The 25,853-nt window shown below is 62.1% G+C and carries 22 protein-coding genes; 3 read left to right on the top strand and 19 right to left on the bottom strand.

Annotated elements, in window-relative coordinates:
* Positions 1–2 precede the first annotated feature (2 nt).
* From EC915_RS03710 to EC915_RS03670, 9 genes are all read right to left on the bottom strand, one after another.
* Positions 3–1,508 (bottom strand): DHA2 family efflux MFS transporter permease subunit, encoded by a 1,506-nt coding sequence (locus EC915_RS03710; RefSeq protein ID WP_133749148.1) that lies wholly within the window; start codon positions 1,506–1,508, stop codon positions 3–5.
* Positions 1,498–2,649: an HlyD family secretion protein gene (locus tag EC915_RS03705; protein ID WP_133749147.1), complete on the bottom strand. Its 1,152-nt coding sequence runs from the start codon at positions 2,647–2,649 to the stop codon at positions 1,498–1,500. Before EC915_RS03705 ends, EC915_RS03710 begins: the two co-directional genes overlap by 11 nt.
* Positions 2,646–4,139 (bottom strand): efflux transporter outer membrane subunit, encoded by a 1,494-nt coding sequence (locus EC915_RS03700; RefSeq protein WP_133749146.1) that lies wholly within the window; start codon positions 4,137–4,139, stop codon positions 2,646–2,648. The genes EC915_RS03705 and EC915_RS03700 overlap by 4 nt, the downstream gene beginning before the upstream one ends.
* A 153-nt stretch (positions 4,140–4,292) precedes the next feature.
* Entirely contained in the window at positions 4,293–5,030 is a 738-nt protein-coding gene (locus EC915_RS03695) for a helix-turn-helix transcriptional regulator (RefSeq protein WP_133749145.1), read from the bottom strand.
* Positions 5,031–5,245: 215 nt separating this feature from the next.
* Positions 5,246–5,599 carry a nuclear transport factor 2 family protein gene (locus EC915_RS03690; protein WP_133749144.1) on the bottom strand — a complete coding sequence of 118 codons (354 nt, stop codon included), beginning with the start codon at positions 5,597–5,599 and terminating at the stop codon, positions 5,246–5,248.
* Between the two features lie 19 nt (positions 5,600–5,618).
* Positions 5,619–6,881: an MFS transporter gene (locus EC915_RS03685; protein WP_133749143.1), complete on the bottom strand. Its 1,263-nt coding sequence runs from the start codon at positions 6,879–6,881 to the stop codon at positions 5,619–5,621.
* 48 nt (positions 6,882–6,929) lie between these two features.
* Positions 6,930–7,721, bottom strand: coding sequence for an SDR family NAD(P)-dependent oxidoreductase (locus EC915_RS03680; RefSeq protein WP_133749142.1), 792 nt, complete (start codon positions 7,719–7,721; stop codon positions 6,930–6,932).
* 84 nt (positions 7,722–7,805) lie between these two features.
* Positions 7,806–8,837, bottom strand: coding sequence for a hypothetical protein (locus EC915_RS03675; RefSeq protein WP_133749141.1), 1,032 nt, complete (start codon positions 8,835–8,837; stop codon positions 7,806–7,808).
* A 55-nt stretch (positions 8,838–8,892) separates the two neighbouring features.
* A complete protein-coding gene (locus tag EC915_RS03670; protein WP_133749140.1) occupies positions 8,893–10,170 on the bottom strand; it encodes a cytochrome P450 in 1,278 nt (425 codons plus the stop codon).
* Between EC915_RS03670 and EC915_RS03665 the strand changes: the two genes are divergently transcribed.
* Both EC915_RS03665 and EC915_RS03660 read left to right on the top strand, forming a co-directional pair.
* Positions 10,154–10,381 carry a hypothetical protein gene (locus EC915_RS03665; RefSeq protein ID WP_133749139.1) on the top strand — a complete coding sequence of 76 codons (228 nt, stop codon included), beginning with the start codon at positions 10,154–10,156 and terminating at the stop codon, positions 10,379–10,381. The two genes, EC915_RS03670 and EC915_RS03665, sit on opposite strands and share 17 nt — an antisense overlap.
* A gap of 25 nt (positions 10,382–10,406) precedes the next feature.
* Positions 10,407–11,051, top strand: coding sequence for a TetR family transcriptional regulator (locus EC915_RS03660; protein WP_133749138.1), 645 nt, complete (start codon positions 10,407–10,409; stop codon positions 11,049–11,051).
* Between the two features lie 43 nt (positions 11,052–11,094).
* On the opposite strand, the gene EC915_RS03655 is transcribed toward EC915_RS03660, so the two are convergent.
* The 8 genes from EC915_RS03655 to EC915_RS03620 all read right to left on the bottom strand — a co-directional run bounded on the left by EC915_RS03655 (position 11,095) and on the right by EC915_RS03620 (position 22,422).
* Positions 11,095–12,678 (bottom strand): NAD(P)/FAD-dependent oxidoreductase, encoded by a 1,584-nt coding sequence (locus tag EC915_RS03655; RefSeq protein WP_133749137.1) that lies wholly within the window; start codon positions 12,676–12,678, stop codon positions 11,095–11,097.
* Positions 12,679–12,771: 93 nt separating this feature from the next.
* The gene (locus tag EC915_RS03650) at positions 12,772–13,602 is read right to left on the bottom strand and encodes an SDR family NAD(P)-dependent oxidoreductase (protein WP_133749136.1); all 831 of its coding nucleotides are present in this window, start codon (positions 13,600–13,602) and stop codon (positions 12,772–12,774) included.
* 30 nt (positions 13,603–13,632) lie between these two features.
* The gene (locus tag EC915_RS03645) at positions 13,633–14,454 is read right to left on the bottom strand and encodes an enoyl-CoA hydratase/isomerase family protein (protein ID WP_133749135.1); all 822 of its coding nucleotides are present in this window, start codon (positions 14,452–14,454) and stop codon (positions 13,633–13,635) included.
* Between the two features lies 1 nt (position 14,455).
* Positions 14,456–15,421, bottom strand: coding sequence for a lactoylglutathione lyase (locus EC915_RS03640; protein WP_133749134.1), 966 nt, complete (start codon positions 15,419–15,421; stop codon positions 14,456–14,458).
* 96 nt (positions 15,422–15,517) lie between these two features.
* Positions 15,518–18,025 carry an RND family transporter gene (locus tag EC915_RS03635; RefSeq protein ID WP_133749133.1) on the bottom strand — a complete coding sequence of 836 codons (2,508 nt, stop codon included), beginning with the start codon at positions 18,023–18,025 and terminating at the stop codon, positions 15,518–15,520.
* A gap of 67 nt (positions 18,026–18,092) precedes the next feature.
* Positions 18,093–19,244, bottom strand: a complete 1,152-nt coding sequence (locus EC915_RS03630; RefSeq protein WP_256658645.1) for a YCF48-related protein — start codon at positions 19,242–19,244, stop codon at positions 18,093–18,095.
* 121 nt (positions 19,245–19,365) lie between these two features.
* Positions 19,366–20,730, bottom strand: coding sequence for a DUF1329 domain-containing protein (locus EC915_RS03625; protein ID WP_133749132.1), 1,365 nt, complete (start codon positions 20,728–20,730; stop codon positions 19,366–19,368).
* Between the two features lie 30 nt (positions 20,731–20,760).
* Positions 20,761–22,422, bottom strand: a complete 1,662-nt coding sequence (locus tag EC915_RS03620) for a DUF1302 domain-containing protein (protein ID WP_133749131.1) — start codon at positions 22,420–22,422, stop codon at positions 20,761–20,763.
* Between the two features lie 433 nt (positions 22,423–22,855).
* On the opposite strand from EC915_RS03620, the gene EC915_RS03615 reads away from it, so the two are divergent.
* Positions 22,856–23,701 (top strand): SDR family oxidoreductase, encoded by an 846-nt coding sequence (locus EC915_RS03615; protein ID WP_133749130.1) that lies wholly within the window; start codon positions 22,856–22,858, stop codon positions 23,699–23,701.
* Positions 23,702–23,756: 55 nt separating this feature from the next.
* Here EC915_RS03615 and EC915_RS03610 read toward each other — a convergent pair whose 3' ends face one another.
* The gene (locus EC915_RS03610) at positions 23,757–24,779 is read right to left on the bottom strand and encodes an amidohydrolase family protein (protein ID WP_133749129.1); all 1,023 of its coding nucleotides are present in this window, start codon (positions 24,777–24,779) and stop codon (positions 23,757–23,759) included.
* An 83-nt stretch (positions 24,780–24,862) separates the two neighbouring features.
* A complete protein-coding gene (locus EC915_RS03605) occupies positions 24,863–25,774 on the bottom strand; it encodes a LysR family transcriptional regulator (RefSeq protein ID WP_133749128.1) in 912 nt (303 codons plus the stop codon).
* Positions 25,775–25,853 lie beyond the last annotated feature (79 nt).

Below are 25,853 nucleotides of genomic sequence, written 5' to 3'. Positions count from 1 at the left end.
GATCAACGCTGGCGCATCATCGCGGTCGCCAGCGCACACCCCGCCAATGCCAGACAGGCCAGGTAAAACGCATCGCTGTACGCCATCAAATACGCTTCGCGCCTGATGGTCACGGCCAGTGCGCCGAGGGCTTGCTGTTGCGCGGGCAGCCAGGTATGCACCACCTGGCCCAGGCGCTCCTGCACGCCAGGGGAAAAGACGTTGACATGCTCGCTCAGCCGCTCGGAATGGAAGCGCTCGCGCATCGCGACGATCTGGGTCAAAGCAGCGGTACCGACAGCCCCGCCCAGATTACGCAGCATGGAGAACAACGCCGAAGCAGCCCCCGCCTCGCTTTTTTCCAGCCCGGCGACGGCCAGAACCGACAACGCCACCATGATCAAGGGCTGCCCCATACCGCGCACCACTGTGGAGGGAATGATGACGTTGGCCGCGCTGTCAGCGTTCAGGTGCGCGCCCAGCCAGCAGCCCAGGGCCATGATTGCGAAACCACTGGCCACCATTATCCTGGGACTGGACCAGCGCATCAGGCGCGGCATCAGGGGCGCCAACAGCAGCTGCACCATGCCGTAGGCGATCAGCGTGATGCCGATTTCACCTGCGTTGTAGTGCTGCAGAAACGACAGATAGTTGGGCACCAGAAACACTAGCCCATACGTAGCGGCGCCGAAGGTGAACATGGCCACACTGGCGACGCCAAAATTGTAGCGCCGCAGCAGTCGCAGGTTGATAAAGGCACGCGAGCCATACAGCTGCGCCAGCACGAATCCGCTCAGCGCTACGCCAGCGATGATCGACATACCGAGGATATAGCTGGAGCCGAACCAGTCCTTGCGTCCGCCCTCTTCGAGGACGATCTGCAAACTGCCCAGGCCGATGACCATGGCGCTGATACCGAACCAGTCGGCGCGCTGCAGCAGTTCGAGTTTCATCGGCTTGGCGTCGATGGACCAGGCGATGGCCAGGAGCAGCGCGACCCCCGGAATCAACTGCAGGTAAAAGATCCAGCGCCAGGAATAGGTGTCGGTCAGCCAGCCGCCAATCGAGGGCCCCGCCGCTTGCGCGACACTGTTGGCCAGGCTGAACAGCGCCATGCCCAGCGCCATTTTCGCGGGCGGCAACTCGGTAATGATCAGTTGGAAAGACAGTGGGATGAGCACCGCCCCGGCGGCCCCCTGGATCACCCGGATAACGATCATCGCTTGCAGGTTCGGCGCCCAGGAACAGGCGACCGAGGCCAGCAAAAAAATGAATGAGCCGAGCCACATCACGCGCCGCATCGAAAACACTTCGACCAGCCAGGCGGTCAGCGGGATCATCACGATTTCGGCCACCAGGTACGCGGTGGATATCCACGAACCTTCCTCGAACGTGGCCCCCAGCGACCCCTCGATTTCCGGGAGCGCCGCACTGGTGACGTGCACGTTCATGCCCGCCATGAAACAGCCGAACAGGCCACCGATCACCGCGACCCAGGCACGCTTGGAGACGGCGAACTCACTGCTCATCGGCGCCTGCCTCACGGCGGGTATCGACCGTGGTGGTCACGGACATGCCCGGCAAGACCTCAATCGCCTGCGGCTCATCCAGGACAATCCGCACGGCAAAGCGCTGGACGATCTTGGTGAAGTTGCCAGTGGCGTTGTCCGAAGGCAGCAAGGCAAACACGTTGCCTGAGCCCGGGGAGAAACTGGCTACGTGACCACGCAGTGCCTGGTCAGGGAAACTGTCGACGTGAATGATCGCGGGCTGACCTGGCTGCATATGCGTCAACTGGGTTTCCTTGTAGTTGGCCACCACATAGGTCTGGTGCACCGGTACCACCGCCAGCATCGGCTGGCCGGGAACCACGTATTGACCGCTGCGCACCTGCCGCTGGCCGACCACCCCATCGACCGGCGCACGAATCACCGTGTCTTGCCGATTCTGCTGCGCCAGCGTGCGGCGGGCCAAAGCACTGGCCTGAGCAGCCGCCCGTGCTTTGATCTGTACGTCCGCCAATCGGGCCTGCGCTTGCGTCACGGCCAGCAACGCCTGTTGTTCGCGCAACCGCGCCTGGGCGCCCTGGAGCGCCGCGTGTGCCTGCTGCGCCTGGGCATCGGCGGTTTCCAGGCGCTGTTGCGTGGCGGCATTGTCCCTTACCAGACCCCGGTAGCGTTGCACGTCCAGCTGGCTGCGCCGGTCTTCGGCAGTCGCACTTTGTACCGCGGCCCGGGCCTGGGCGATGGCCTCGCGCTGTTGCTCGACACGCTCGGCAGCCACTTGCTGCCGGGCTTGCGCCGCCAGCAGCGCACCCTCGGCCTCGGCGACCACGGCTTGGGCCTGCTCGTAGATTGCCTGGTAGTCGCGGGTTTCAAGACGCACCAGTACATCGCCCGCCTTGACCGGCTGATCGTCGGTCACCTCTACCTGCGCGACATAGCCGCTGACCCGCGCACTGACCGCCACCCAGTCGGCGCGCACATAAGCATCGTCGGTGGTCTGCAAATGCTGCCCACTGACGAACCAATAAAAGCCCCACGCCAGGATGCCCAAACCGGCCAGGCAAGCGCCGCCCAGCATCCACCAGCGCTGGCGGCTCGGGCGGAGATCGGCGCGCGACGCAGTGCCCGGGCCGACAACAGGGTCTTTTTCCACAGCAATGTTCATGGCGGGTTTCCGGCAGCGTGAATGAGGGCCGCAGGCGATGCCACGCCCAGTCGGGCGTCGCTCTGCCAGCTGCCGCCCAAGGCTTTGAACAGGTTGATTTCGCTGAGGGCCAGGCGCCCTTGCGCATCGATTGTACGAGCGCGGACGGCAATCAGATCGCGCTCGCTGTCGAGCAGTGCGAGGCCATCCACGCTGCCGGCGCGCAGGCCATCCTCGGCCAATTCATAGCTGCGCTGGCTTTGCTGCAAGGCCAGGGTCAAGGCCTGCTGGCGCTGCCGCTCGCCGTCATACAGCGCCAATGCCTGCCGCACGTCTTTCAAAGCGGCCAGCACCACGCTGTGGAAGGTCGCCTGTTGGCTCTCTGCCAGCGCCTGAGCCTTGCCGACCCGGGCACGATTGGCGTGCAGATTGGGGAATTGCCAACTGATCAACGGACCAATGCCAAACATCACCGCATGGCTGTCGCCCAGCCCGTTAAGCCGATGGCTGGACGAGGTCAGCGACGCGCCGAAGCTGACCTTGGGATAAAGGTCAGCCTTGACGATGTCGACCTCCAGAAGGCTCGCCGACAGTTCGCGCTCGGCCTGGCGCACATCGGGGCGTTGCTGCAGCAGGTGCCAACCGTCACCGCCGGGCAATGGCCTGTTAAGCGCTGGGATGGTCTTGCAGGCTGCGGATTCGGCGTCCGAGGGCGCATCGGACTGGCCGCTGAGCATCGTCAGTTCGTACTGCGCCATGCGCTGATGTGCTTGGAGCAGGGGCAATTCGGCACTGACCTGCTCACGCAGGCTTCGCAAGCGTGCGCCGTCCAGCTCGGTGGCAATCCCGGCCTGACGCTGGCGCTCGCTCAACGCCCCACTTCGGTCCAGGGTTTGCAATGAGCGTCGTGTCACCTCAATGCGCGCACCCATTGTGCATTGCTCGATATACGCGCGGCTGGTTTGGCTGGCCACGTTGATGCGCAGCAGGTCGTAGGCTTCGCTGGCTGCCTGGGCCTGAACCTGTGCACGCGTTATCGAATTGCGCACCTGACCCCAAACGTCCAGCTGATACGCCAGCTCCGCGCCGGGGTTGAACTCCCACTGCGCGGGCGCCTGCCGACCGCGTGCCTGGGCCAGTGTCTGGTCATCGGCGGTCCTGCCGTACACCGCCGCCACGCCCAGCGAAGTCGCCGGCCAGCGCTGGCCTTCGAATTCGCCGATGCCAGCGAGCATGGCCTGCACGTTGGCCTGGGCGGCGGCCAGGTCCTGGTTATGCGCCAAGGCTTGCTGGACCCAGTGATTCAATGTCGGGTCCTCATACAGTTGCCACCAGCGGGCTGGCAGCGGTTGATGGCTGACGCCCGCCGGCAGCGACAGCAACGGATTGACCGACGCCGTGCCAAGGGACGCCCCAGGTGCGGTTGGCGTGGCACAGCCGCACAGGGTCAGCGCCAGCGTCACAACAACTGGCGACCAGGCCAGGCGCAAGCAAGGTTGAGGTTCGGGCATTGCGAGTAAGCGCCTGAAGAATGGACAGCCAGACTAGCGAGCAAATCGGGCCCGTTCTGCTCGAAACCGGACAACCTTGCGCGTGATCAAGACAACCTGATCAGCCTGGGAGGGCTCGGCAAGCGACCGGTACGGCTCTGCTGGCGTGCGAGGTCAATGCAGCGACGCGGCTCGGGGCGCTTCACGTCTGCCTGCGCGACAGTCGCGCGGCGTGTAGCCCAGCACGCGCTTGAACACGGCGGCAAATGCGCTGGCGCTCTGATAACCATGTTCGAGCGCCACATGGAGGATGGGCGCACCGTCCGCCAGGCGTTGCTGACTGAGGATCATGCGGGCGTGGGTCCGCCATTCCGCGAAGGTCATGCCCAGCTCGCGCTGGAACAGCCGCGCCACCGTGCGTGCGCTCATGTTCAAACGTACGCCGCACTCGTCCAGCGACACGTCCTGCGCCGGATCGTCGAGAAAGCGCTCGCACAGTTGCAGCAAGCGTGGCAGACGCGGCATGGGAATGTGCGAGACGACGCGCCTGGCGTTGACCAGTTCGTGCAGCACCAGCGCGCGGAGATGCCCGGCCAAGGGCGTGGAATCCGGGAGGAGCAGGCGCTGCGCCGCAAGAATCAGTTCGCGCAGCAAGGCTGGCACCTCGATGACCTGGCAGGGCCGTTCCTGCGCGGGCAACAACAGCGTGCGCATGCACACGTCACCGCTCATGCGGATTTCATGGCCCACGCCAGCGGGCACCCACAGCGCATGCCCGCTCGGGATAATCCAGTTGCCCCGTTCGGTGCGCACCTGCATCACCCCTTGGGTGGCGTAGATCAACTGATCCTCGGCGTGGCAATGACGACCGATCCACTCGCCATGCCTGTAATCCATCCCCAGAGCTTCCATGAACTGCGCGTCCCTCGATCAAGCCCTCATGATGCCGAACAGTCTAACGACGCCCGATCGGCAGCACTGGCCCAAAAGGCGTCCTGAAAACGGACGTTCGGCAATAAATCCTTCAAAGCCTCCCAGAACCGGCAATCAGCTTGCGACGCTGCCCCCAGACTGGGTTGCAAAGGCATCAACAGTCATGCCCCGCGAGCGGCTCGGCGCACAATCACTCACCCGGCAATGAAATAGCGCACTGACAACAAGCCGTCCTCGAATCGATAAAGCTCGATGGTTTCGATACCGCCCTCGGCACCGACGAACGCATTGCGATGATGACACGCGGCCTCGGCGCCCTTGACCACTGTCAGCTTCACTTCGATGCGGATCCGCGATTGCTGTTGCGCCCACATGCCTTCCAGCACCTGCCAGGCGTCCCGTTCGGCCTGGCCCACGTACTCGATGCTCAAGCCCTTGCTGGCGACCCGGCGGTAATGCGCGAAGAAGCCTTCCTTGTCGCCTGCGTTCCAGCACGCCACCTGCCCGTGCAGGAAATGCTCGATGCTCTGTTGATCGGGAACACTCATGATTAACCTCCAAAGAAACTCAGACCGAAACCTTGCGATACAGCGGCGCGGACCCGAGGGTCAGCATCACCAGCGGTGCGACGACGGCACAACCCAGGCAATAGAACAGCACCGGGTTGTAGTTGCCAAACAGGGTAAACAAGTGCCCGAACATCGCCGGTGCCAGACCGGAAATGACCGTCACCAGACCCAGGTGCAGGCCAAAGATCCGCGCATAGTCCCGTAGCCCGAAATACCGGGCGATGAGAAATGCGGCAATGTCGAACTCGGCCCCGGCGCTGAAACCGATGCACACCGTCGCCAGCACCAATACCCCGATAGCCTGCGGTCCGGTGAACATGAACAACAGACAACCCACGGCGGGAACACAAAGACTGGCCGCAGCAATCAGGTGCGGTGGGAAGCGATCCAGCAGATACCCCACCAGCAGGCGCCCGACGATGATTGAAATGCCGAAGCTGCTGAAGACCTGACTGGCAGTGAGGCTCGGCACGCCCTTGTCCTGAAGATACGGCACGATGGTGGTCACCATGCCGACGATCAGCGACACCGACAGAATCAACGCCAGGTTGCAGCCCCAGAACACCCGTGTGCGAATCGCCAGCGCAAAGCTCGTACCCTCAACCACCGGCTCAGTCGTGGAGGACTCTGTGGCGGTCGACCGTTGTGCCGGAAACTTCAGCCAGGCCACGGCCATGGGTAATGTAAGCAACAAGGGCATGGCCGCCAGCAGCAGAAAGGCCCAGCGCCAGCCTCCATGCGCAATCGACCAGGCCAGCAGCGGCGGCATGACCATCGCGGCCAGGCCCGAGCCACTGAGGATGATCGCCAAGGCCACGCCCCGGTTACGCTCGAACCACAGACTCACCAGTTGCGTCCAGGTGATGGCGATGGTGCCGACAGCCAGCAGCGGCATAAGGAAGAACGCCAGGTACAACCAGTAGATGCTGCCGCCGAGCAGGGTTAGCGACGCATAACACAGCACCTGCAGCACCAGGCTGACGAGGGCCACCCGCCGCAAGCCGTAACGGGCATACAGTCCGCCCAGCAGTTGCGAGCCTATGGCAACACCGGCGAACAGGAAGGTGATCGAGGTCTGCAGTTCGCCACGGCTCCAGCCAAAGGCGTCCTGCAACGGAATCACCAGGGTGCCGAAGCCATACAGCAATGCCGCGCTGGTGCTGGTCAATACGCCCGCCAGGCCCAGCACGACGATGCGCCAGCCCCGGTGAAACTCGCCCGTGACGGTTTGGCCCGCCAATGAATCCTGTAAAACGTTCATGCTCGTGCTCCGGCGCCAGACTTCAACTGCTTCCCGACGCCTCGAAAGTTAATGGGCGTTTTTCAGCGAGGCATCGATCTTCGGCAGCGCGACCATGGTTGCCCCGCCGTCGACCAACAGCGAAGTGCCGGTGATATAGGACGCCTCGCTGGACGCCAGGAACATCACGGCCGAGGCAATTTCTTCCGGCCTGCCGACCCGGGGCACCGGGAAGTTCGCGGCGAGTGTATCCGGCAGCTCGTGACCGAGGGTTTCGTGCATGTGATCGGTGCCGATCAGGCCTGGCTCGACCACGTTGACCAGCACGTTCAGGGCGCCGAGTTCTACCGCAAGGCCTCGGGCAAAAGCATTCATGAAGGCCTTGGTCGAGCTGTACGGGATCAGACGCGGGGTGTATTTGCGATTGGCTTCGCCCGACGAAATGTAGATCAGCCGGCCCTTGTCAGCGGACTTGCCCAGGTGCGGCGTGGCGTCCTTGGCCAGCCAGAACAACGCCTGCACGTTGCTGCGCACGATGTGATCAAAGGTCTCGTCGGCCATCTCGACGATCAGCCCGCTGCTGGTGTCCGCCGCGCAATGCACCAGAATGTCGAGGCCACCGAACACCTCAACCCCGCCTTCGACCATGCCTTTGACCGCCGCCCGGTCAGCGACATCGCCCCCTACCAGACAGGCAGCGCCACCGCCTGCTTCGATCAGCGCCACGGTTTCCTGCCCGCGGCTTTCAGTACGTGCGCTGACCACCACTTTCGCGCCTTCGCGGGCAAAGGCCAGCGCAATCGCCCGCCCCATGCCCCGCCCGGCGCCAGTCACCAGCACCACTTTGTCTTTGAACCTCATGCACGCACCTCATTGTTATTGTTGTTGTGCTGCGGGCGATGGGCATCGCCCGCAGGATCAAGGTTTTACGCTCAACAGCCGGTTTCAGATGTCCGAACCCTGGACGTTGCGCGAGGGGCCGTTGCGCCGGTCGGACTCACCCCAGGCCAGCCAGTGATCCGGCTCGCGGGTATCGCCCACACGACGCCAGCGACCTTCCTGCTGCGCGGTGACCGGAAAACCGCCAACGAAATCGATCATTTCGCCCTTTGGATCCGGCAGGAACTCCCACGCTTCGTCGCCATCCAGAACGATCCGGGCGCTGTCGAGGAAGTAGCTGCCTTCCTTGTGCACGGTGCTGCCTTCGATGTCATTGGTAACTCGCACTTCGCCTTTTTCATTGGCGAAAATCGCGTAGCCCAGATGATCGTGACCCACCATGAACGAGCCGGTGTCCCAGGTGCCGTCCTTGTAGACCGTGGCAAAGGTCCACCAGATCACGTGTTTGTTGTTGTTCACCACCAGGTCTTTCTTGAAGTGGATCGCACCGCCCTCGGCCATGTAGAACTGGTCCAGGGCCATCGCACCTTTCACCGGTTTACCGTTGCACACGCCGTGGATGTCCCAGACCTGGGAAACGTAGAACGTGCCCCACTCCACCCCCGGCAAGTACCACTGCAATCCCGGCGCCAGCAATCGACCTTCGAGCTCGAACAGGCCCTCTTCCTTGTAAGTGATGCGCTCGCTGGAGGCGGTAATCTCCCAGCCATTGCCCGGCTCGTCCGGCTGGCTGCTCCAGCGGATGGTGTCGCCATCGAGCACCTGTACCGGCTTGGGCGTCAGTGCTTGCTTGGCAATAAGCGCCTGATCCATGCGCAGGTGCTTGCCGTCGACCAGGGTGCTCATGAAGAAAAACTTGGTCGGGTTGGGCGTACCCGTCGGCGCCATGATCGAGCGCACGAACGAATAGATGTTGCCCTCCTCGTCACGCACCGAGCCGAACGGCGCACTCTTGCTCAACTGCAGGCCGAAGAAGCCGCGCTCACCGGACAGGGCCGGGCCGGTGACCTTATGCGGGCCGACCAGTTGCTGGAAGCCGAAATCGCCGCGTTCAGGGATGGTCTTGAAAGTTTTCATCGCTATGGGGTCTCTCTCTTGTTTTTGTCTGAATTCATACGCACAGCGCTGGCGATCAGTCCCAGATCACCGGCAGGCTCGAGGCGCCGCGCAGTTGCGCACCGGTGATGACCGGCTGCGGTCGGGACGGGTCGAAGCGCACATTGGGAAACAGATCGAGGATGGCGTTGATCGCACAGTTGAGTTCGACCTTGGCGACGAACTGGCCGATGCACATGTGCGGGCCGAAACCAAAGCCAAACGAGGGTTTGGGCTTGCGGTCGATGTCGAATTGGTCGGGGTGATCGAACGCATCCTCGTCGCGGTTGGCAGACACCACCATGCATTGCACGAAGGCGCCCTTGGGAATCTTTACGCCGTCGATTTCCACGTCGCGGGCAGCCTCACGCACCTTGAACGTGGCGACCGGTTCATAGCGCACCGATTCATCGATCAGCTTGCCGATCAAGCTACGGTCGGCACGAACACGCTCCAGCAAACCCGGCGTGCTCAGCAGCAGGACCAGCGCCGAGCTGAAGGTGCGTGTGGTGGTTTCGCCCGCCGCCGGCAACAGCGAACGGACGAAGGTGGCGACCTCATGGTCATCCAGTTGGCGGCCTTCGTGCTCGGCCCGCAGCAAGCGCCCGATCAGGTCGTCGCCACTGCTGCCGTCGGCACGGCGCTGGATCACCACCTTGAGGATTTCGTCGTACAGCGCTTTCACGGCAATACCCGCCAGACGTCGGGCTTCAGGCGCCTTGGCCGGGTCGATCTGGTTACCACCGACCATCGCCAACGCCCAGGCCGCGTACTGGCGGTAGGTTTGCGGATCGTCTTCGGGAAAGCCCATCAGGGCGTACATTTCACGAATCGGGAAATTCAGCCCGAAATCCATCAGGTCTGCGCGCTTGTCGGCCACCATCGGCAGCAGGAAATGCTCGCGAATCACCCGATCGATCTTGTCCCGCCATTTGTTCACGGTTTCCGGCATGAAGGCCGGCTGCAACAAGGCCCGCACCTTGCGGTGCTGCTCGCCGTCCATGGCCAGAATGATCAGGCCGTCGAAAAATGCACCCAGCCCTTCGGCGATAAAGCCGCTGGTGAAGCTTGCGCCATCGCGCAGCACCGCCATCACATCCTTGTACTTGAACAAGGCAAAGGTCGGACGGGTGCCGGCTTGCATGCCAGCATTGGTCGGTACGCCGAACTGGGCAATGAAGTCGCCTTCGTAGACCGGCGAGCGATGCCGCATCTCTCGACACAAAGCGTGAATGTCCAGGTCGGCGCCCTTGTACATGTCCGAGACGGCGGAGTACGCGGATTCCAGGTTCAGGGCGGTGCTGTCGCTGCTCATGCTTGCTACCTTTTTGTTGTCGTTTTTATGGGCGTTGTCGATCAATGACGTGCTGGCGGATGGTATCCACAAGGCTGTCCAGCGCGTGTTCAATTCGTTGGACGCTGCGTCAAACGAAACGCCGCAGGCAATAAAGTGCATCCGCCCATTGCGTGTTTGTGCCGTCGGCGGCAGTGTGTCGGAACCGTGGCAAGGGCCTGCCATGGCATAACAAGAACAGCCCATGGAGAGACCTGGTGAAAAGCCCTGCACAACCCGAAGCCGGCAAGCTCAACACCCTCAAGCGCATTCTGGCCGCCGCCCGGCAAGCCTTCTCCGAACATGGGCTGGCGGGTGCACGCATCGACGACATTGCCCACGACGCGGGCGTGACCAAACAGCTGATTCATCACTATTACGGCACCAAGGAAGGCTTGTTCGTCGCCGTGCTCGACGAAGCCTCGGATCAGATCATGTCCGAACTGGTGGCCCTGGACGTGGACAGCCTCAGCCCCACCCAGGCCATGCGTCAGGTGCTCAATCATTTTTTCGATCAATACCGCGATGACCCGTTGATGGGTTCGCTGGCGCTGGAAGGCATCCGCTATCACGACGCCCACCAGACCCCGCGCAATCACTTTCTGGAACTGGCACCGCGGCTGATCGACAAGCTTGACGCCTTGCTCAAGCGCGGCGCCGAGACCGGCGAATTCAAGCACGGACTCGATGCCCCACTGTTCCTCGCCACCGCCGCGCTGGTGACCACGGGCTGGTTTACCAATCGCTACTCGACGTCTGCCCTGACCGGCCTTGCGACCTACTCCGAAGAAGGCCTGCACGTGTGGCGCGAGCACTCAGTCGATTTCGTGCTGGCGAGCATTGCTGCCACAGCCCGTAGCTGATGCCGGGGAGCGGTGGCAGCGTTGCGATAGCGCTGCGCTGGCCTCAGCCCAAAAAGCGCTTCACCCGTCCGGCCGCGATCTTGCCGGGCATGCCGGTCACGCCACCGCCAGGATGAATCCCCGCGCCGCCGAAAAACAGCCCGGCAATCGGCAGGGTGTCGCCACCCAGCCCGGCAGCCGGACGCATCGTGCTGGAACGGAATATCGAGGTGTCGATGTGCAGCACGCAACCGTTATGCGCATTCAAGCGCTTGGCCAGTTCTGGTGCTGTCTCGACCCGGCGGCCGATCTCCAGGCTGGCAATTTCGGGCACGTACTGGCTGGCGAACTCGATGGTCTGGCGCACTGCCTGCTCGCGAATGGCTTCCCAACCCTCCTTTGGATTGACCGGCATGGCGGGTGGATACAGATAGACGATGTCCTGCCCTTCTGGGGTCTGTGAGGTGTCGATGGCGCTGGGCGTAGCGATCCACATCCACGGCAGCTTGGGCACCTCGCCACGGGCTGCGGATTCGAAGTTCTCAATCACCGCCTCGGCGGTCCCTACCAACAACACCGGTCCACGCAGGTTCAGGCCATCGCTGCGTTTGGACTGATGCAGCGGCACGCTGATCTGCCCACTCAGGGCAATGTCCACTTTCAGCGGCGAGCCACCATGGGCATTGGCCGGGGCCATGGCGATGCGCGTCAGCCATTTGCGTTCAAGCTCACCGGCGGTGACCATGTCCAGCGCCACCTTGGGGTGACAACTGGCAACCACGGCCCGCGCCTTGATCACCTCCCCGCTTTGCAGGCGCACACCGTTGGCCTTGCCCTGAACGCTGATGATTTCCGCCACCGGCGCCTGGGTGCGGACCTCGCCGCCCAATTCCTTGAAACGCGCCAGCATGGCATCGGGAATGGTCTGCATGCCACCTATGGGCCGGCCAATGCCGAAACGATGCAGGAACCCCAGCACCGCGAAATACAGCCCGCTGCCGTCAGCCTTGACCGGACCGGCCGCCCCGGTCAGGCAGGTCAGCGCGGATATGGTGACCGGGTGCACGAAACGCTCGACGGCGGCGCCGTAAGCCGAGCCGCTGGCCAAGGCAATGATGTCCGGTTTGATTGCCTTGTGCCTGCGCAGCGTACGGAAAGCCTTGAACTTGACCCCCAGGTTCTTCTGCGCGGGGTCCACGCGCATCATCGGATGCACCACGTCGAGCAAGGCATAAATCACCTCGACGAACTTGACGTAGGCATCGGCATCTTCAGGACAGAACTTGCGGATCTCATCGGCGGTTTTCTGCGGGTCGCGCCAGAACACCAGCGAGGTGCCGTCCGGGTGCAGGTAGACGTAGGCAGGTTTCAGCTCGACCTGTTTGAAGCCATGACGTTCCAGTTCCAGCTCCTGGACCACCGAGTGCGCGCGCAGCGACAGCAGGTCGGCTGCACAAGGGTGCACCAGATGGTTCGGCGCTTCGGGGATCAGGTAACCGGACGAGGCCATGCCGCCAACCTTGTCCAGCGCTTCGAGCACCAGCACCGATTTTCCCTGGCCTGCCAGGTAGCACCCGGCTGACAGGCCGTTATGGCCGCCGCCGACAATCACCACATCGTATTCGGACTTCTGCGCAGCAGTATTCATGTCAAATCCCTTCAGCATCGGTAGGTCGCAAGCCAGCGCCGTCACAGGTCAAACCGTCACGCGGGCATCAAAGCCGGATCTTGGGGCGAGCCGTTACATGCTCGAACGGCCCATCTTCTCGAACAGCGCACGCATCGCGACCAGCGACGGCGTATGGCTGCTGAACCCGCCGTCGGCCACCAGGGTGGTGCCGGTCACGAACGACGCTTCGTCCGAGGCGAGGAACGCCACCACATCGGCGATCTGCCGTGGGGTGCCGAGTTCGGGTGTCAGGTGGTTATCGCGGATGATTTCCAGCAGTTCGGCCGGCATCGAGCCATGGGCGTTCTCGGCCGGTGCCAGGCCGATCTGCACGGCGTTGGCGCGGATGCCCTGCTTGCCGTATTGGGCAGCGATGGTTCTGGGCAGCATCATCAGCGCGGCCTTGGAGCAGGCATAACCGGTCAGCGACAGGTCGCCCTGCATACCCAGACCCGAGGTTGCAAAGATCAGCGCACCGGACTTGCGCTCCAGCATCACCGGAATCACGTACTTGCTGCACAGCACTGCACCGCGCAGGTTGACCGCGATGGCACGGTCCCAGGCCTGCATGTCGAGGTTGCAGATGTCTCGGTCACGCTGGCGTTGATCGACGCTGAGCACCGCTGCGTTGTTGTGCAGCACATCGATGCGGCCAAAACGCGCCTTGACCTGCGCCGCCATGTCCTTGACGTCGTCCTCCGAAGACACGTCGCAACGGATCGCCATCGACTGCACGCCGCGTTTGCTGACTTCGTCGGCAACCCGACTGGCGGCCTCGCCATCGATGTCCAGCACCACCACGTGAGCGCCATGTCCGGCCAGTACCCGAGCGCACTCGGCACCCAATCCATTGCCGCCACCGGTGACGATGGCAACCCGTTCTGCAAGCTTTGCTGTGCTCATGATCTTCTCTTCTTGTTATGGGTCAGCTGTTCACTCGCCGGTAAAACGCGGCTCACGCCGCTCGGCGAAGGCTTGGGCCGCTTCCTTGGCGTCCTTGCTCGGCGCCAGCAGCGCGAACAGGTCAAGTTCCAGATCCAGCCCGCTCTTGAGGTCCAGCTCCAGCGCCGCCCGGGCCGCTCGTTTAACCGACGCCGAGGCCGCAGGCGGCTTGGCGGCAATGCGCTGGGCGAAGGCCAGAACCTCACTCAAAAGGGCTGTCGCGTCACTGGCCAGGCGACTGACCAGGCCGATGTTGCGCGCTTCTTGCGCGTTCATGCGATCGCCCGTAAGCAGCATGTCCAGCGCGCGTCCCGGCGCGACCACCCGGGACAGGCGCTGAGTGCCGCCGCCACCGGGGATAAGACCCAGACCGGTTTCCGGCAGGGCGAAGACAGCATCGGGCGCGGCAAAGCGAATATCGCATGCCAGCGCCAGTTCCAGGCCGCCGCCCATGCAATAACCGTGAATCGCCGCAATGATTGGCTTCTCGATGCTGTCCAGACTGCTGATCCAGCGTGAGCCCTGTATCCGCTGGCGCACCTGCAGCGCGGTCTCTTCGCCACGGCGCTCCTTGATATCGGCACCGGCACAAAACCCGCGCTCACCCTGGCCGCGAATCACGATGACCCTGACTTCGGGGTCGGCGTCCAGCAGGCGCAAGGCTTGCGGGGCACCATGACGAATCTGGTCGTTGATGGCATTGATCTGTCCGGGGCGGGTCAGCACCAGCCACCCCACGGCGCCGTCGCGCTCGATGGTCACGGCGTCGTTGATCAACGTCGTTCGTTGCGGCTGCAAAGGCTCGTCACTCATCTCAGCACTCCTCGAACTCAAACAACTGGCCGTCCAGTTCCCTGGGATCGATACGGATCAGCGGTTTGCCACCCACGGCTTCGCTAGCTTCGATCCATTTGAACGCCGTACCCCGCGCGCGCAGGTCCTCGGCCTTGGCTTCAAGGCCGTGCACGCCGATGCGGATGTAGTACGGGCCGGGGCCCCAGCTGTTCAGATACACGCCGGCCTCGCTGTCCCAGCGCGTGGCTTCGATGATGTCCAGCGTTGCGCTGTTGGCCAGGCTGAAGCCCATGCGGGCGCGGCGGTAGCCCTCCTCTTGCAGGGTTTGCACCGCGCCGCTGGGCTCCCAGTCCAGGTTCGCTGCACAGCGACGCAGGGTCTGGTCCAGATCACGCACCAGAAACCCGCGGGCGGTCACGCGAATCATATCGCCGGGTTTCGGATCGCGGGGCTGTACCGGCGGTTGGGCGAAGGTGTCCGCTGGCATCTGCAACGGTTCCATGGGCATGATTTCAATGCACAGGCCACCGTCCACCGAAGGCTCGTAAACGGGATTTTCCGGGGTCACGCCCAACCACAGGCGATCGAAGGGCATCTCCTCGGTACGCTGGGCCATGCGGAACGGCAGGCGCCGCTCCATGAGTTTTTGCACCAGTGCGTTGAACTTGTCGCCGTGGATTGCCAGCACGATGGAGTGGGTAATCATCGGTCGGTGGCGGCCCTGGAACGCCTTGAGGCTTTCCAGAAAGTCATGGAACAACGGGTCACCCGGGTTCGGTCGGTCCAGGTGCCACTGGGGTTCAACGCGGGTCGGCGACACGGCCAACGACTTGTGAACCCGCAGGAAGTGCGCGATGTACGGATGGTTATCGAACGCCTGACGCCAGCGCTCATGCTTGTGAATGCCGAGCTTATCGACCAGTTTTTCGGTCATGGCATCCGGGTCCGGCACCATCATGTCGGCACTCATCAACAAATCGAACATACCCTTTCCCCTTATGCTTTTTCGCTTGTCCCGCTGGCCTGGCAGCGGTTGTTGTTATTGGCTGGCTGCGCTGAGCCGTGTTGTGGCCAGCCTGCGTCAGTGGGAGACGATGGCCGCCGAGTGCGTTTTCGGACGATCCTTGGGCAGCACGGTGCCGCTGGAACCTGGCGCATTCACTTCGTCCAATTCGGTGTCGTTGCGCGCCTTGGGGTTGAGCAGGTAGTGCGACAGCGCAGGAATCAGCACCAGCGCACCGAGCATGTTCCACAGGAACATGAACGTCAGCAGGATGCCCATGTCGGCCTGGAACTTGATCGGTGACCAGGCCCAGGTGATCACGCCTGCGGCCATGGTCAGGCCGATCAGCGCCACCACCCGGCCGGTGAAGTCCAGCGAGCGGCGATAGGCCGTGGCCAGCGAACCGCCGCGCGCCTGCACCGCCAGTTGCACACTGAGCAAATACAGGGCGTAGTCCACACCGACCCCGACGCCTACGGCGATCACCGGCAACGTCGCGACCTTCAGGCCGATGCCCAGCCAGACCATCAAGGCCTTGCAGATGATCGTGGTCATGACCAGCGGAATCAGCGCGACCAGCGTTGCACGCCAGCTGCGGAAGGTCAGCAGGCACAGCAGCGCCGTGGCGCCGTACACCGCGAAGTACATGGTGATGATGCCTTTCTCGACCTCGATATTGGTCGCCGCTTCAATCCCCGCGTTACCTGCGGCCAGCAAAAACTGCGGTTGATCGGCAACCCCGGAGGCCTTGCTCTGATCGGCAAACTCCTGCGCCACGGTCAGCACCCGGTTCAGGGTGTCGGCCTTATGATCGGCCAGGTAGGCCACCAGCGGCGTCACCGAGCATTTCTGATTGGTGATGCCGGGTTGGGAGATCATCGCAGCGTCCACCGAGGCATTGGTGATGGCTTGATCTCGGCTGATGGTCAGCCACTTGCCACTGCCTTCGGCCATGCCGGAGGTGATGAACCTGACCGCCTCGGGCAAGGAGCTGGTGGTCTGCACCCCAGGCGTCTGGCGCAGGCGCCAGGCCAGGCGATCCATGGCCTGCAACGCAGAGTACAGGCGGCAGCTGTCTTCAGGGGTGGTCATGATCACCACGAACTGATCACTGGAAAGCCCGTAGTTTTTCGAGATGAAGGCGCTGTCCAGGTTGTAGCGCGAATCCGGCCGTAACTCCGGCGCGCCCGGGTCGAGGTCACCCACCTTCAGGTGCATCATCACCGCGCTGCCGCCAGCGGTCACCAGCAGTGAGGCGACGATCACCAACGTGGCCCAGCGGCGCTCGGTGAAACGGTCGAGGCCGCGCCAGATACGGCCCAGCAAGCCTTTGTTGGCTTCCCCGGCGCGGTCTTTCTCGATGGCGATGCGTGCCGCTTTCTTGCTCACGCCCAGGTAGGACAGCGCCACCGGAATCAGCAGCAGCTTGGTGAAAATCAACACCGCCACGCCAATGCTGGTGGTCAGCGCCAGATCTCGAATCACCGGAATGTCGATGATCACCAGCACCGCGAAGCCGACGATATTGGTCAGCAGCGCCGTCAGCCCGGTGAGGAACAGGCGGCGAAAAGTGTAACGCGCCGCGATGTATTTGTGCGTGCCGCGACCGATGTCCTGCAGGATGCCGTTCATCTTCTGCGTGCCATGGGACAGGCCGATAGCGAAGATCAGAAACGGCACCAGGATCGAATACGGGTCCAGCGAATAACCCAGCAATTCCATCAGCCCCAGGAGCCAGATCACCCCGGCAATCGCCACCCCCACCAGCAGCAGCGTACTGCGCAGGCAGCGGGTGTAGAGGTAGACGAACAGCGCAGCGATGACCACCGAAATGCCGAAGAACATCATCACCGCATACAGGCCGTCGATCAGATCACCGACCAGCTTGCTGAAACCAACGATGTGAATGCCGACCTTGTCGCTTTGCAGCACACGGATCTGGCTTTCCAGCTGCCGGGAAAATTCGCCGTAATCGAGCGCCTGTCCGGTTTGCGGATTGGTTTCCAGCAGCGGCGCGACGATCATGCTCGACTGGCTGTTGTTGGCCACCAGGTTGCCCATGATGTTGGCGCGGGCAATGTTCTGCCGCAGCTTGTCGATCGACGCGGCGCTGGCGTTGTAATCGGCCGGCATCACGGCGCCGCCCTCGATGCCTTCTTCGGTCACTTCCTTCCAGCGCACGATCGGCATCCACAGCGACTTCATCCACGAGCGATCGACGCCGGGGATCAGGTACAGCGTGTCGTTGACCTTCTGCAGGGTTTGCAGGTATTCGGGGTCGTAGATGTCGCCAGTCTTGTTCTCGACCACGATGCGGATGGTGTTGCCCAGTCCCGGAAGCTCGCTTTTGTAGGTCAGGTAGTTCTTGATATAGGGGCTGGCGCTGGGAATCATTTTCTCGAAGCTGGCGTTGACCTGAAGGCGGGTCGCGAAAAACCCGAGAATCAGGGTCGCCAACACGCAGCCGATGATCACCGGAATGCGGTTGTTGAAGATCACGCGCTCCAGCAGGCCGCCGGAGTTCATGTCGAAGTCCTTGAGGTCTGGAATCACCGGCATTCCGCTGTTGTACTTTTGCTCTACCATCGCTGCATTCCCGTTGAAGATGCGTGCCAGCCATAGCGGCCGTTGCAGTTGCAGTGCATTGCCGAGATCATTCGGCGGTGGCGATATTCACGACCCTGGCGCCTGAGAAGCGCGACACCAGCAGTTCGCCCGGTTTGCCGCTGTCGCTGGCGCCATAGACCTCGCCGCCCGGCACCCGAGGCAAGGTGTTCACTTCCAGGGTCCGGCGGTCGAGCCCGACCAGTTCACCGCCCTGCCCGACCACCAGCCAGCGGTTACCCTGACGGATGATATTCACCAGGCTGGAGGCAATACCGGTGTCGATCTTCTGCCACTGCTGACCCTCATCGCGGCTGGCGTAGAGGTTGCCGCGCAGCCCGTGGACCAGCAGCACATCGTTCAGCGCCGCGACGCCAAACAGCGTTCCGGCATAGGGCAATTCGATATGGGTGAAGCGCTCGCCGGCGACGTCCTGTTTGAGCAGCAGGCCCTGTTCGCCGCTGATGTAGAACACGCCGTCCCGTTGCGCCAGGCCGTACAAATGCATGCGTCGTTCGTTGTCACTGCGTTCGACCCATGGCTGCCAGTGCGCGCCGTTGTCGGTGCTGTGCAGCAGCATGCCAAAGGCACCGGCGACGAAGCCATTGCCGTGCCCATCGAACAGCACATCCAGAAACGGCGCGGCGAGCACCCCGGGGGTGGCCGTGCTGCCGCTGGCCGTGGCGACTTCGTTAAGCACCTGCGCCGCTGCGTCGTCGCCCTTGTCGGCCAACGGCTGGTAATAATCATGCAACAGCGTGAGCAGGCTGCGACCGTCGAGCTGCACCTGCCAGCTTTTCCCGGCATCGCTGCTGTGCATGACCAGGGAGTCATGGCCGACGATCCATCCGTTGCGATCATCGATGAAGCGCACTTGAACCAGGTCGCTGGACACCGGGCTTGTGACCTGCTGCCAGCTCTGTCCCGCATCGACCGAGCGCTGGATGACGCCGTGCGGGCCTACGCCGATCAGCGCCTCGCCGGCCCTGGCCACCGACACCACCGGGACCGGCAAGCGTTCGTCGACGGTCTGCGCGGGGGTCTCCAGTACCTCACCGACGGGGGCGGCGTGCACCGGGTGCATCGCGCTTATCAGGCAGGCAGCGAGCACGCAGGCACGAAAGGTGGCAGGCCAGGCGCGCGCCGGCTTTAACGGGGCCTGTGCCGCCTGGCAAGCGGCATGGGGTTCAGGGCTAATCATTATTTTTATCCTCATGCGGGCGACCTGAAACGGTTGCCCGATGGTATTGCTTCACGCCCAAGGCAACGGCATCCGCTGTGACGTGACGCCGTTGACCGATCCTTGCATCAGGCTGCACGTATCAGCGCTGGGTAACCCGCGTGACGATCGCTTCCTCGTTCATGTCGCGTTCGGTCAGCGGTATGTCGACGAACTTGTAACCGCCTTTGAGGCCATCGTTGAGCAGCGCATACATGCCTTTGTTGAAGTCGTAGACCACGTTCTTCACGTTGTAGGGAATGGTCTTGTCGTACAGCTGCACGCCGCTGAGGAAGATAGAGCGATACAGCGCCCCGCTCTTGTCCCAGGCGTCATACAGGCCCACGCCGTAGGTGTCTTCGTCGAGGTAATAAGTGCGCTTGCCATACACGTGGCGCTCGCCCGGCTTGAGCGTGGCTTCGACTACCCACACCCGATGCAGCTCCCAGCGTTCGTTCTCCGGATTGGCGAAGTGCGGCTTGAACTGCTCATCCTGTTTGGCGCTGAAATAGAACTTGTAGGCGTTATAAGGGATGTACATTTCCTTGCGCCCGACCAGTTTGTAATCGAAGCGGTCCTGACTGCCGGAGAACATCTGCAGTTCGTCGAACAGCGTGACGCCGCCCTGACTGGCCACCGGTGTGTCGAAGGTGAATTCAGGCGCCTTCTTTACCCGACGCTGGCCCGGCGAATAGCTGAATGAGCGGCGCGCCTTGGCTTGCGGGTCCAGGTAATCGCTGATCACCACCACTTCCCCCGAACGGCGCGCCGGGTAGTTGTTGAGGGAGAACACCCGCGCGTACATCATCGGATCGCGGTCCTGCTGAGTGACCTGGTAGTACGGGGTTTCTTCGAAGGTGGCCTGTTCGGCGGTTTTGGTAACCGAGCCGTTGGCGTCGACCACCCAGCTGTTGGACGAAGATGTGGTCGAGTAACCGGTGCCAATCTTGTAGCGCAGCTGCTGGTTCCACATCACCTCATTGCCGGTCTTGGGAATCGGGAACGGCAGACCGCCGCGGCACGCGGTGTCGACCGCCAGGCCGTCCTTCAGGATCCGGCAGCTGGTGACGTTGCGTGCGGTCGCATCCAGCACGGCCTTGGGGTAGGCGGTGGTGCGATGAGACGGATAGATGTCCAGGTAGTAATCCGGGTATTTCTTGAGCAGGGTTTTCTGGCCCTCGCTGAGTTTGTCGGCGTACTTGTCGACGTTTTTCGAGTCGATGCGAAACAGCGGTTTCTCGTCCTTGAACGGATCGACCCAGAAACCGCTGTCCGGTTTAAAACCCGCCGGAGCGGTGGTCAGGCCGCCCGTATAGGCGGGAATGCTGCCGTCGGCATTGCCGGCCAACAACGCACCGAACGGCGTCAGGGTCTTGCCGATTTCCGCAGCTTCGTTGGCCGGCACCGCAGCCAGGCTGCAGGTAGCAAATCCTGTCAGCACGAGGGATAAGGCAAGTTGTCGTTTCATACAGGCTTACTCCGATTCTTATTGGATTTGTCAGAATGAGGTTTTGAAGGTGAACGCCAGCCATCCGCGATCCGTGCCGCCGACGTTACCGTTGCCGGCGATCGTCCCGTTGCCCAGGTTTTTGGAGCGCGCTTCGGTGTCGGCGTAACGCAGACCGAATTCATACAGCTGGGCGTAGGTGAACTTGACGCCGACCGAATAGGCCAGCGCGCCTTCGTTACCGCCGCCCGCGGTGGGGGCGTTACCGTGCAGGCCGTAGTTGACGGTCAGCGGGACATCCAGGTCCCACGAAGGGAAGATCGAGAGGTATTGCGGGGTGTAGTTGACCGCCATCGCGTAGTAGTTTTTCGAAGAGCAGCCGTCCGACTCACTGCCGGAACCGGCGAGGGTGGGCGTGCGGGCGTTGGTACAGGCGGCAGTCCCGGCGCCTTTGTACAGCTCGTCATGTTCAGTGACACGCAGCAGGTGGCTGTAGGCGAATTCGCCGACCAGCGTGGCATTTTCCGAAATGAAGTTACGCGGCACGCCGTACACCGCATTGGCCACGAAGTGCAAGGTATCGCCGCGCGGACCCTCGTTGTCGACGGTGCTGACCCCGGTGGCGTTCAGGGCGCCGTTCATGCGATAGGACACCTCGCTACCGACCGCGACAGTGTTGATCACCCGGGAAAAACTCAAGCCCGCCAGTTTCACGCCTCGTGGATAGACCACCCGGTACAACCCGGAAGAGGCCTTGATCTGCGGCGCAAGCCAGGGCTGGTAGTCATCGAACTCGCGGTAGTAGGCGCCGATGGTCGATTCCAGTGCTTCCACGTTGAGTTTGGCCATGACGCCCCAGTTCTTGCCGTCGCGGCCAAAGCGCGAATTCTGACGCTGGAACACCGAGCCGTTGGCCGCGAGCGGCAGGCGATCAGGCCCCTCGAACAATGGGTCAGCGCCGCCGAAATAAGTACCGCCGTAGGGAATCCGGGTGGGTTCCCACTCATAAAAGTACTGACCGGCGACCGACAGACTGTCGGTGACCTGTGCCTTGGCCGACACCTGTCCGACCGGCAAAAACACTTCCTTGGTTTCGATGCCAGGGCTGGTGGCCGCCTTCACACCATCGCTCGGGGCCTGGGAATAGGAAACCGAATGGGCACCGAACAACAGGCCTTCGCCCCAGTAGTTGGTGTGCCGACCAGCCTTCACGTTGACCGGCGTGTCGCCGATGACAAAGTTGCGCCACAGGAACGCATCGAGGATCTCACCCGACGGTCCCTGCACGTAGCGTTTCACCTCGCCGCTGTAATGATCGTTTTGATAGCTGGTGGCGTAGCCGGGCACGTTACTTTTGACGTTGTCGTCATGGTAAGCCTGGTCGTACCAGCCGGCCGCGCTCAAACGTGCGCCCCAGTCGTTGAGGTAGGAGAAGTCGATTTCGGTTAACACATCTAGCCGATTTGTCACGATATCGCCCCGACCGAACTTGCCGTCCGACTCGTCATAGTTGGGGGTATTCATGATGCGACTGTTCTGGCCGTCGGTACGCATGCCCAGGTTGTATCGCACGGTGTTGTCCCAGCGCAGACGGTAGTCAGGGTTAGGCAGGTCGAAGGATGCGGCAATCGCACCTTGCCCGCATCCCAGCATCAACAGGGTGATCGCACCATGGGTCAACGCTACGCGACCCGGGTTGGTCATGTCTCTCATGCAAACTACCTTTTATTTTTATTTTCAGTCGTTTATGTGCATCCGGGCCCTGCTGGTTCGCGTTCTGCCCCGAGGATAGATCGCTTCGATTGCAGCCCGGACGATGGGCGCCTGAGGCTATTTCCACCTCGGCTTGCCGCCACCTCGTCAGCTGAATCTCAAGGTAATTGATCTTTTCACAGAATTCCACATAAAGATTTACGTTCTATATACAGAATTCTTTACTGCGTTCAGCTCGATCACCTGGCGCCCTTGCGCACGTTGGCCGACAGGGCAATACTGCACACATTATTTATTAATGTTCAATTAAAGTTTCAGAGACCAAGGTCGAGCCCATGGGCCGCCGCGCATTCCAACACCGCTCAAAGGCAGGCTCCGTACCGACTCAAAGCCCCGTCAGATGCGGTACATAACGACAAAAAGAGGAAAGTTGATGAATATCGACCTGAGCGCCAAACGCGTCATCATCACGGGAGGCTCAAGGGGTATCGGCCTTGCGATTGCCAGGGCTTTTGCCAGCGAAGGTGCACGCGTCGCCATTTGCGCACGCAGCGAGCAAGCCGTGCGCGAGGCGGGACAGGCCCTGACGGAGCGGGCACAAGCGGTCATCGCCCGGGCGGTGGACGTGACGGACAGCGCAGCTGTGCAGGCCTTTGTCTCGGAAGTTGCACAGGCCTGGGGCGGCGTCGATGTGCTAGTGAACAACGCCGGTCAGGGTCGAGGCGGCAATCTGGACACCCTTACTCCGGAAGCCATTCTTGAACACGCCAACGTCTTGCAGATGGGCCACTTTCGCTTCGTGCAGGCGGTGGTGCCGTACATGCGTGAACAGCGCTGGGGACGGATCATCGAAATCAATGCCCTGGCAGGCGCTATCCCCACGCCCGACGGCATACCGTCGGTCATTAACCGGGCGTCCTGCATCGCCCTGTCCAAGACCCTGGGCATGTCACTGCCCAAGGACAACATTCTGGTCAACAGCCTGAACATGGGCTGGATCGACACCGGCCAGTGGGACCGCCACTACAAGGAGATGGGCCCCGGCGTAAGCCGTGAGGAATTCGACGCGATGGTCATGAAGGTCGTGCCGATCGGGCGTTACGGCAAGCCAGAGGACGTGGCCGGGATGGTGCTTTTCCTGGCCAGTGAATACGCGAGTTTCATCAGCGCTGCCTCCATCGACATTGCAGGTGGCATGGGCGGACAGATCGCTTATTTCCCGCAGCTCAAGCGCGATTTCGCGGCCATGATCAAGGCGCGTAACGCGCAACAGGCCTGACACCGACCCTATCGCGAGCCGCCGGTAACGCGGCTCGCGACGGCGTGTGCAAGGGTTAGACCACCGTCGTCGGCACGCTGAGCTTGAGCAACTCGATCGCGTTTTTGCTGCGTATACGCTCACGGTCAACGTCGCTCAGGCCAAGCCCTTGGGTCAGGTCACCGTGATCGTAAGCGCCACCAAAATTGGTCCCGTACAGCAGCCGGTGACTGCCCACCACTTCCGCCACCCCGCGCCGTAATCCCGGTGCGTGCACGTCGAGATCGAAGTAGAAGTTGTCCATGTATTCCATCAACGGCTTTTTGTTGCGCGAATCCGGCGCCATGGCCCGGTTCAGTTCGCTCAGACGGCCCAGCTGAAACACCGCCATGCCGCCGGCGTGGGTGATGTAGGTCTTCAGATTGGGGAACACGTCCAGCGCCCCGCCATTGATCAAATACCAGAAGAACAGCGTCTCATCGACGCAGTCACCGACGATGGAACTGGTCTCGAAGCGGTCTTCGGTGTGTCGCTCGCCCAGCCAGATCGATTGGTTGTAGCCGTGCACCATGATTGGCACGTCCAGTTCAGAGAGTTTTTCCCAGACCGGAAACAGCCGCTCATCATGGGCTTCCAGGCCATTGAAGTTGGCCCCACCCACACAAACGCCCTTGGCGCCCAGCACCCGCACCGCGCGATCGATTTCGCGCACGGCTGCCTGCGGATCGGCCAGGTTGGCGTGGCACCAGAAATCAAAGTGGTCGGGATCGACGCGGCAAAATGCGGCGATTTCATCGTTGCAGATTTTCGCGTATTCGGTGCCGAACTCCGCCGCCCAGTACATAAAGGCATGTGACGGCGTCGACAGCACGAGCTTGTCGACACCTCGCTCGGCCATCAACGCGCGGCGGCTGGCGTGGGTCATGCGGCTGAGCAGATTGGCTTGGGCTTCTTCGTCGGTGGCCGCTTTAGCGGGCTGTTTGGTGCCCAATGAAAAATGCCCGACCGTCAGGCCACCGGTTTTCATGAACGGACCCCAGAATTCATGCTGGTTGAGCATGCCTTTGGTGAGCAGGTGCGCGTGGACATCGATGAGCATGGTGTTCTCCTTGTTGTTTTTAGAAGTGCAGCGTCAGGCTAAAGCCATTAAATCCGTGGGGCGGTGGTTGGGTAAGGCGAGGGTCAACTGGCGCAGGCCATGATCAGAAACTGCCGGAACCCTTGCGCAGCCGCGCTCAGGTGTGACTGCGGATGCCAGATCAGGCCCAGTTCCATGGGCGGAACCGGATCGGCCAGCGGGCGGATGTCGATCTTCTTGCCCTCCAGCGACCAGGCGCGATAGAGCATGTCCGACAGAATGGTCACTCCGAACCCATGAGCGACCAAACCGCGCAGCGCCTCCATCGATGAGGTACGAAACGCCACCTGGGGCGACAGGCCTTTCTTCTGCCAGTAACGGGCGGTCGAGACCTCTCCCTCATCCACCGTGGCGAGAATGTAGGCATGCTCGGCCACGTCCTCAAGGCGGATCGTTGCGCTACCGGCCAAGGGATGCTGACTCGACAGCCACAAGCGCCTGGGTGAACGGATCAGCACCTGGTGTTCAAATAGATGCATGTTTTGCGTGTTCGAGATGATCACCAGTCCAAGGTCCAGGCTGCCCTGGGCGACGGCGCTCTCGATGTTCATTCGGTCAAGGTCCACCAGGTCGATGTCGATCTGCGGATAACTGCGCTTGAAGCGCGCCAGCAGCGACGGCAGAAAGTAGCCAAGCACGGTGTACGACGCGCCCACGCGCACGCTGCCCGAGACCGTGCGACTGTGGAACAGCGGCTCGCTCAGGGCGTCCTGCAGTGTTTCGAGGATGTGCCGCGCGTACTGCTCGAACTTGTGCCCTTCGGCCGTCAGCGCGACGCCGTAAGGCAGGCGGTCGAACAGGCTGGCGCCCAGCACTTCTTCGAGCTGCAACACCGCGGCGGTCACGGCCGACTGCGAAACATGCACCCGCAATGCGGCCTGCGAAAACTGCCCGGCATCGGCCGCTGCCACGAAGTAGCGCAACTGGCGCAATGAAATGTCGTTGCCTTTGGCCATTGGTTTTTCCAATACCTGAGTCTTGTTTTTATGAATTACCGGATTGCTTTCACTGGATACACTTCAGCGGCGACAGGTT

Source organism: Pseudomonas sp. LP_7_YM, from assembly GCF_004364435.1.
Taxonomy (GTDB): domain Bacteria; phylum Pseudomonadota; class Gammaproteobacteria; order Pseudomonadales; family Pseudomonadaceae; genus Aquipseudomonas.
The sequence above is the reverse complement of the archived record's forward strand: the minus strand, read 5'-3'. Positions and strand labels throughout refer to the sequence as shown.

Bases quoted from the DNA above. Each gene is read 5' to 3' on its own strand.
- EC915_RS03640 (WP_133749134.1), bottom strand. From the start codon at position 15,421: ATGTTCGATTTGTTGATGAGTGCCGACATGATGGTGCCGGACCCGGAT.
- EC915_RS03650 (WP_133749136.1), bottom strand. From the start codon at position 13,602: ATGAGCACAGCAAAGCTTGCAGAACGGGTTGCCATCGTCACCGGTGGC.
- EC915_RS03700 (WP_133749146.1), bottom strand. From the start codon at position 4,139: ATGCCCGAACCTCAACCTTGCTTGCGCCTGGCCTGGTCGCCAGTTGTT.
- EC915_RS03615 (WP_133749130.1), top strand. From the start codon at position 22,856: ATGAATATCGACCTGAGCGCCAAACGCGTCATCATCACGGGAGGCTCA.
- EC915_RS03630 (WP_256658645.1), bottom strand. From the start codon at position 19,244: ATGATTAGCCCTGAACCCCATGCCGCTTGCCAGGCGGCACAGGCCCCG.
- EC915_RS03685 (WP_133749143.1), bottom strand. From the start codon at position 6,881: ATGAACGTTTTACAGGATTCATTGGCGGGCCAAACCGTCACGGGCGAG.
- EC915_RS03655 (WP_133749137.1), bottom strand. From the start codon at position 12,678: ATGAATACTGCTGCGCAGAAGTCCGAATACGATGTGGTGATTGTCGGC.
- EC915_RS03705 (WP_133749147.1), bottom strand. From the start codon at position 2,649: ATGAACATTGCTGTGGAAAAAGACCCTGTTGTCGGCCCGGGCACTGCG.
- EC915_RS03625 (WP_133749132.1), bottom strand. From the start codon at position 20,730: ATGAAACGACAACTTGCCTTATCCCTCGTGCTGACAGGATTTGCTACC.
- EC915_RS03710 (WP_133749148.1), bottom strand. From the start codon at position 1,508: ATGAGCAGTGAGTTCGCCGTCTCCAAGCGTGCCTGGGTCGCGGTGATC.
- EC915_RS03620 (WP_133749131.1), bottom strand. From the start codon at position 22,422: ATGAGAGACATGACCAACCCGGGTCGCGTAGCGTTGACCCATGGTGCG.
- EC915_RS03690 (WP_133749144.1), bottom strand. From the start codon at position 5,599: ATGAGTGTTCCCGATCAACAGAGCATCGAGCATTTCCTGCACGGGCAG.
- EC915_RS03695 (WP_133749145.1), bottom strand. From the start codon at position 5,030: ATGGAAGCTCTGGGGATGGATTACAGGCATGGCGAGTGGATCGGTCGT.
- EC915_RS03635 (WP_133749133.1), bottom strand. From the start codon at position 18,025: ATGGTAGAGCAAAAGTACAACAGCGGAATGCCGGTGATTCCAGACCTC.
- EC915_RS03605 (WP_133749128.1), bottom strand. From the start codon at position 25,774: ATGGCCAAAGGCAACGACATTTCATTGCGCCAGTTGCGCTACTTCGTG.
- EC915_RS03610 (WP_133749129.1), bottom strand. From the start codon at position 24,779: ATGCTCATCGATGTCCACGCGCACCTGCTCACCAAAGGCATGCTCAAC.
- EC915_RS03680 (WP_133749142.1), bottom strand. From the start codon at position 7,721: ATGAGGTTCAAAGACAAAGTGGTGCTGGTGACTGGCGCCGGGCGGGGC.
- EC915_RS03645 (WP_133749135.1), bottom strand. From the start codon at position 14,454: ATGAGTGACGAGCCTTTGCAGCCGCAACGAACGACGTTGATCAACGAC.
- EC915_RS03675 (WP_133749141.1), bottom strand. From the start codon at position 8,837: ATGAAAACTTTCAAGACCATCCCTGAACGCGGCGATTTCGGCTTCCAG.
- EC915_RS03670 (WP_133749140.1), bottom strand. From the start codon at position 10,170: ATGAGCAGCGACAGCACCGCCCTGAACCTGGAATCCGCGTACTCCGCC.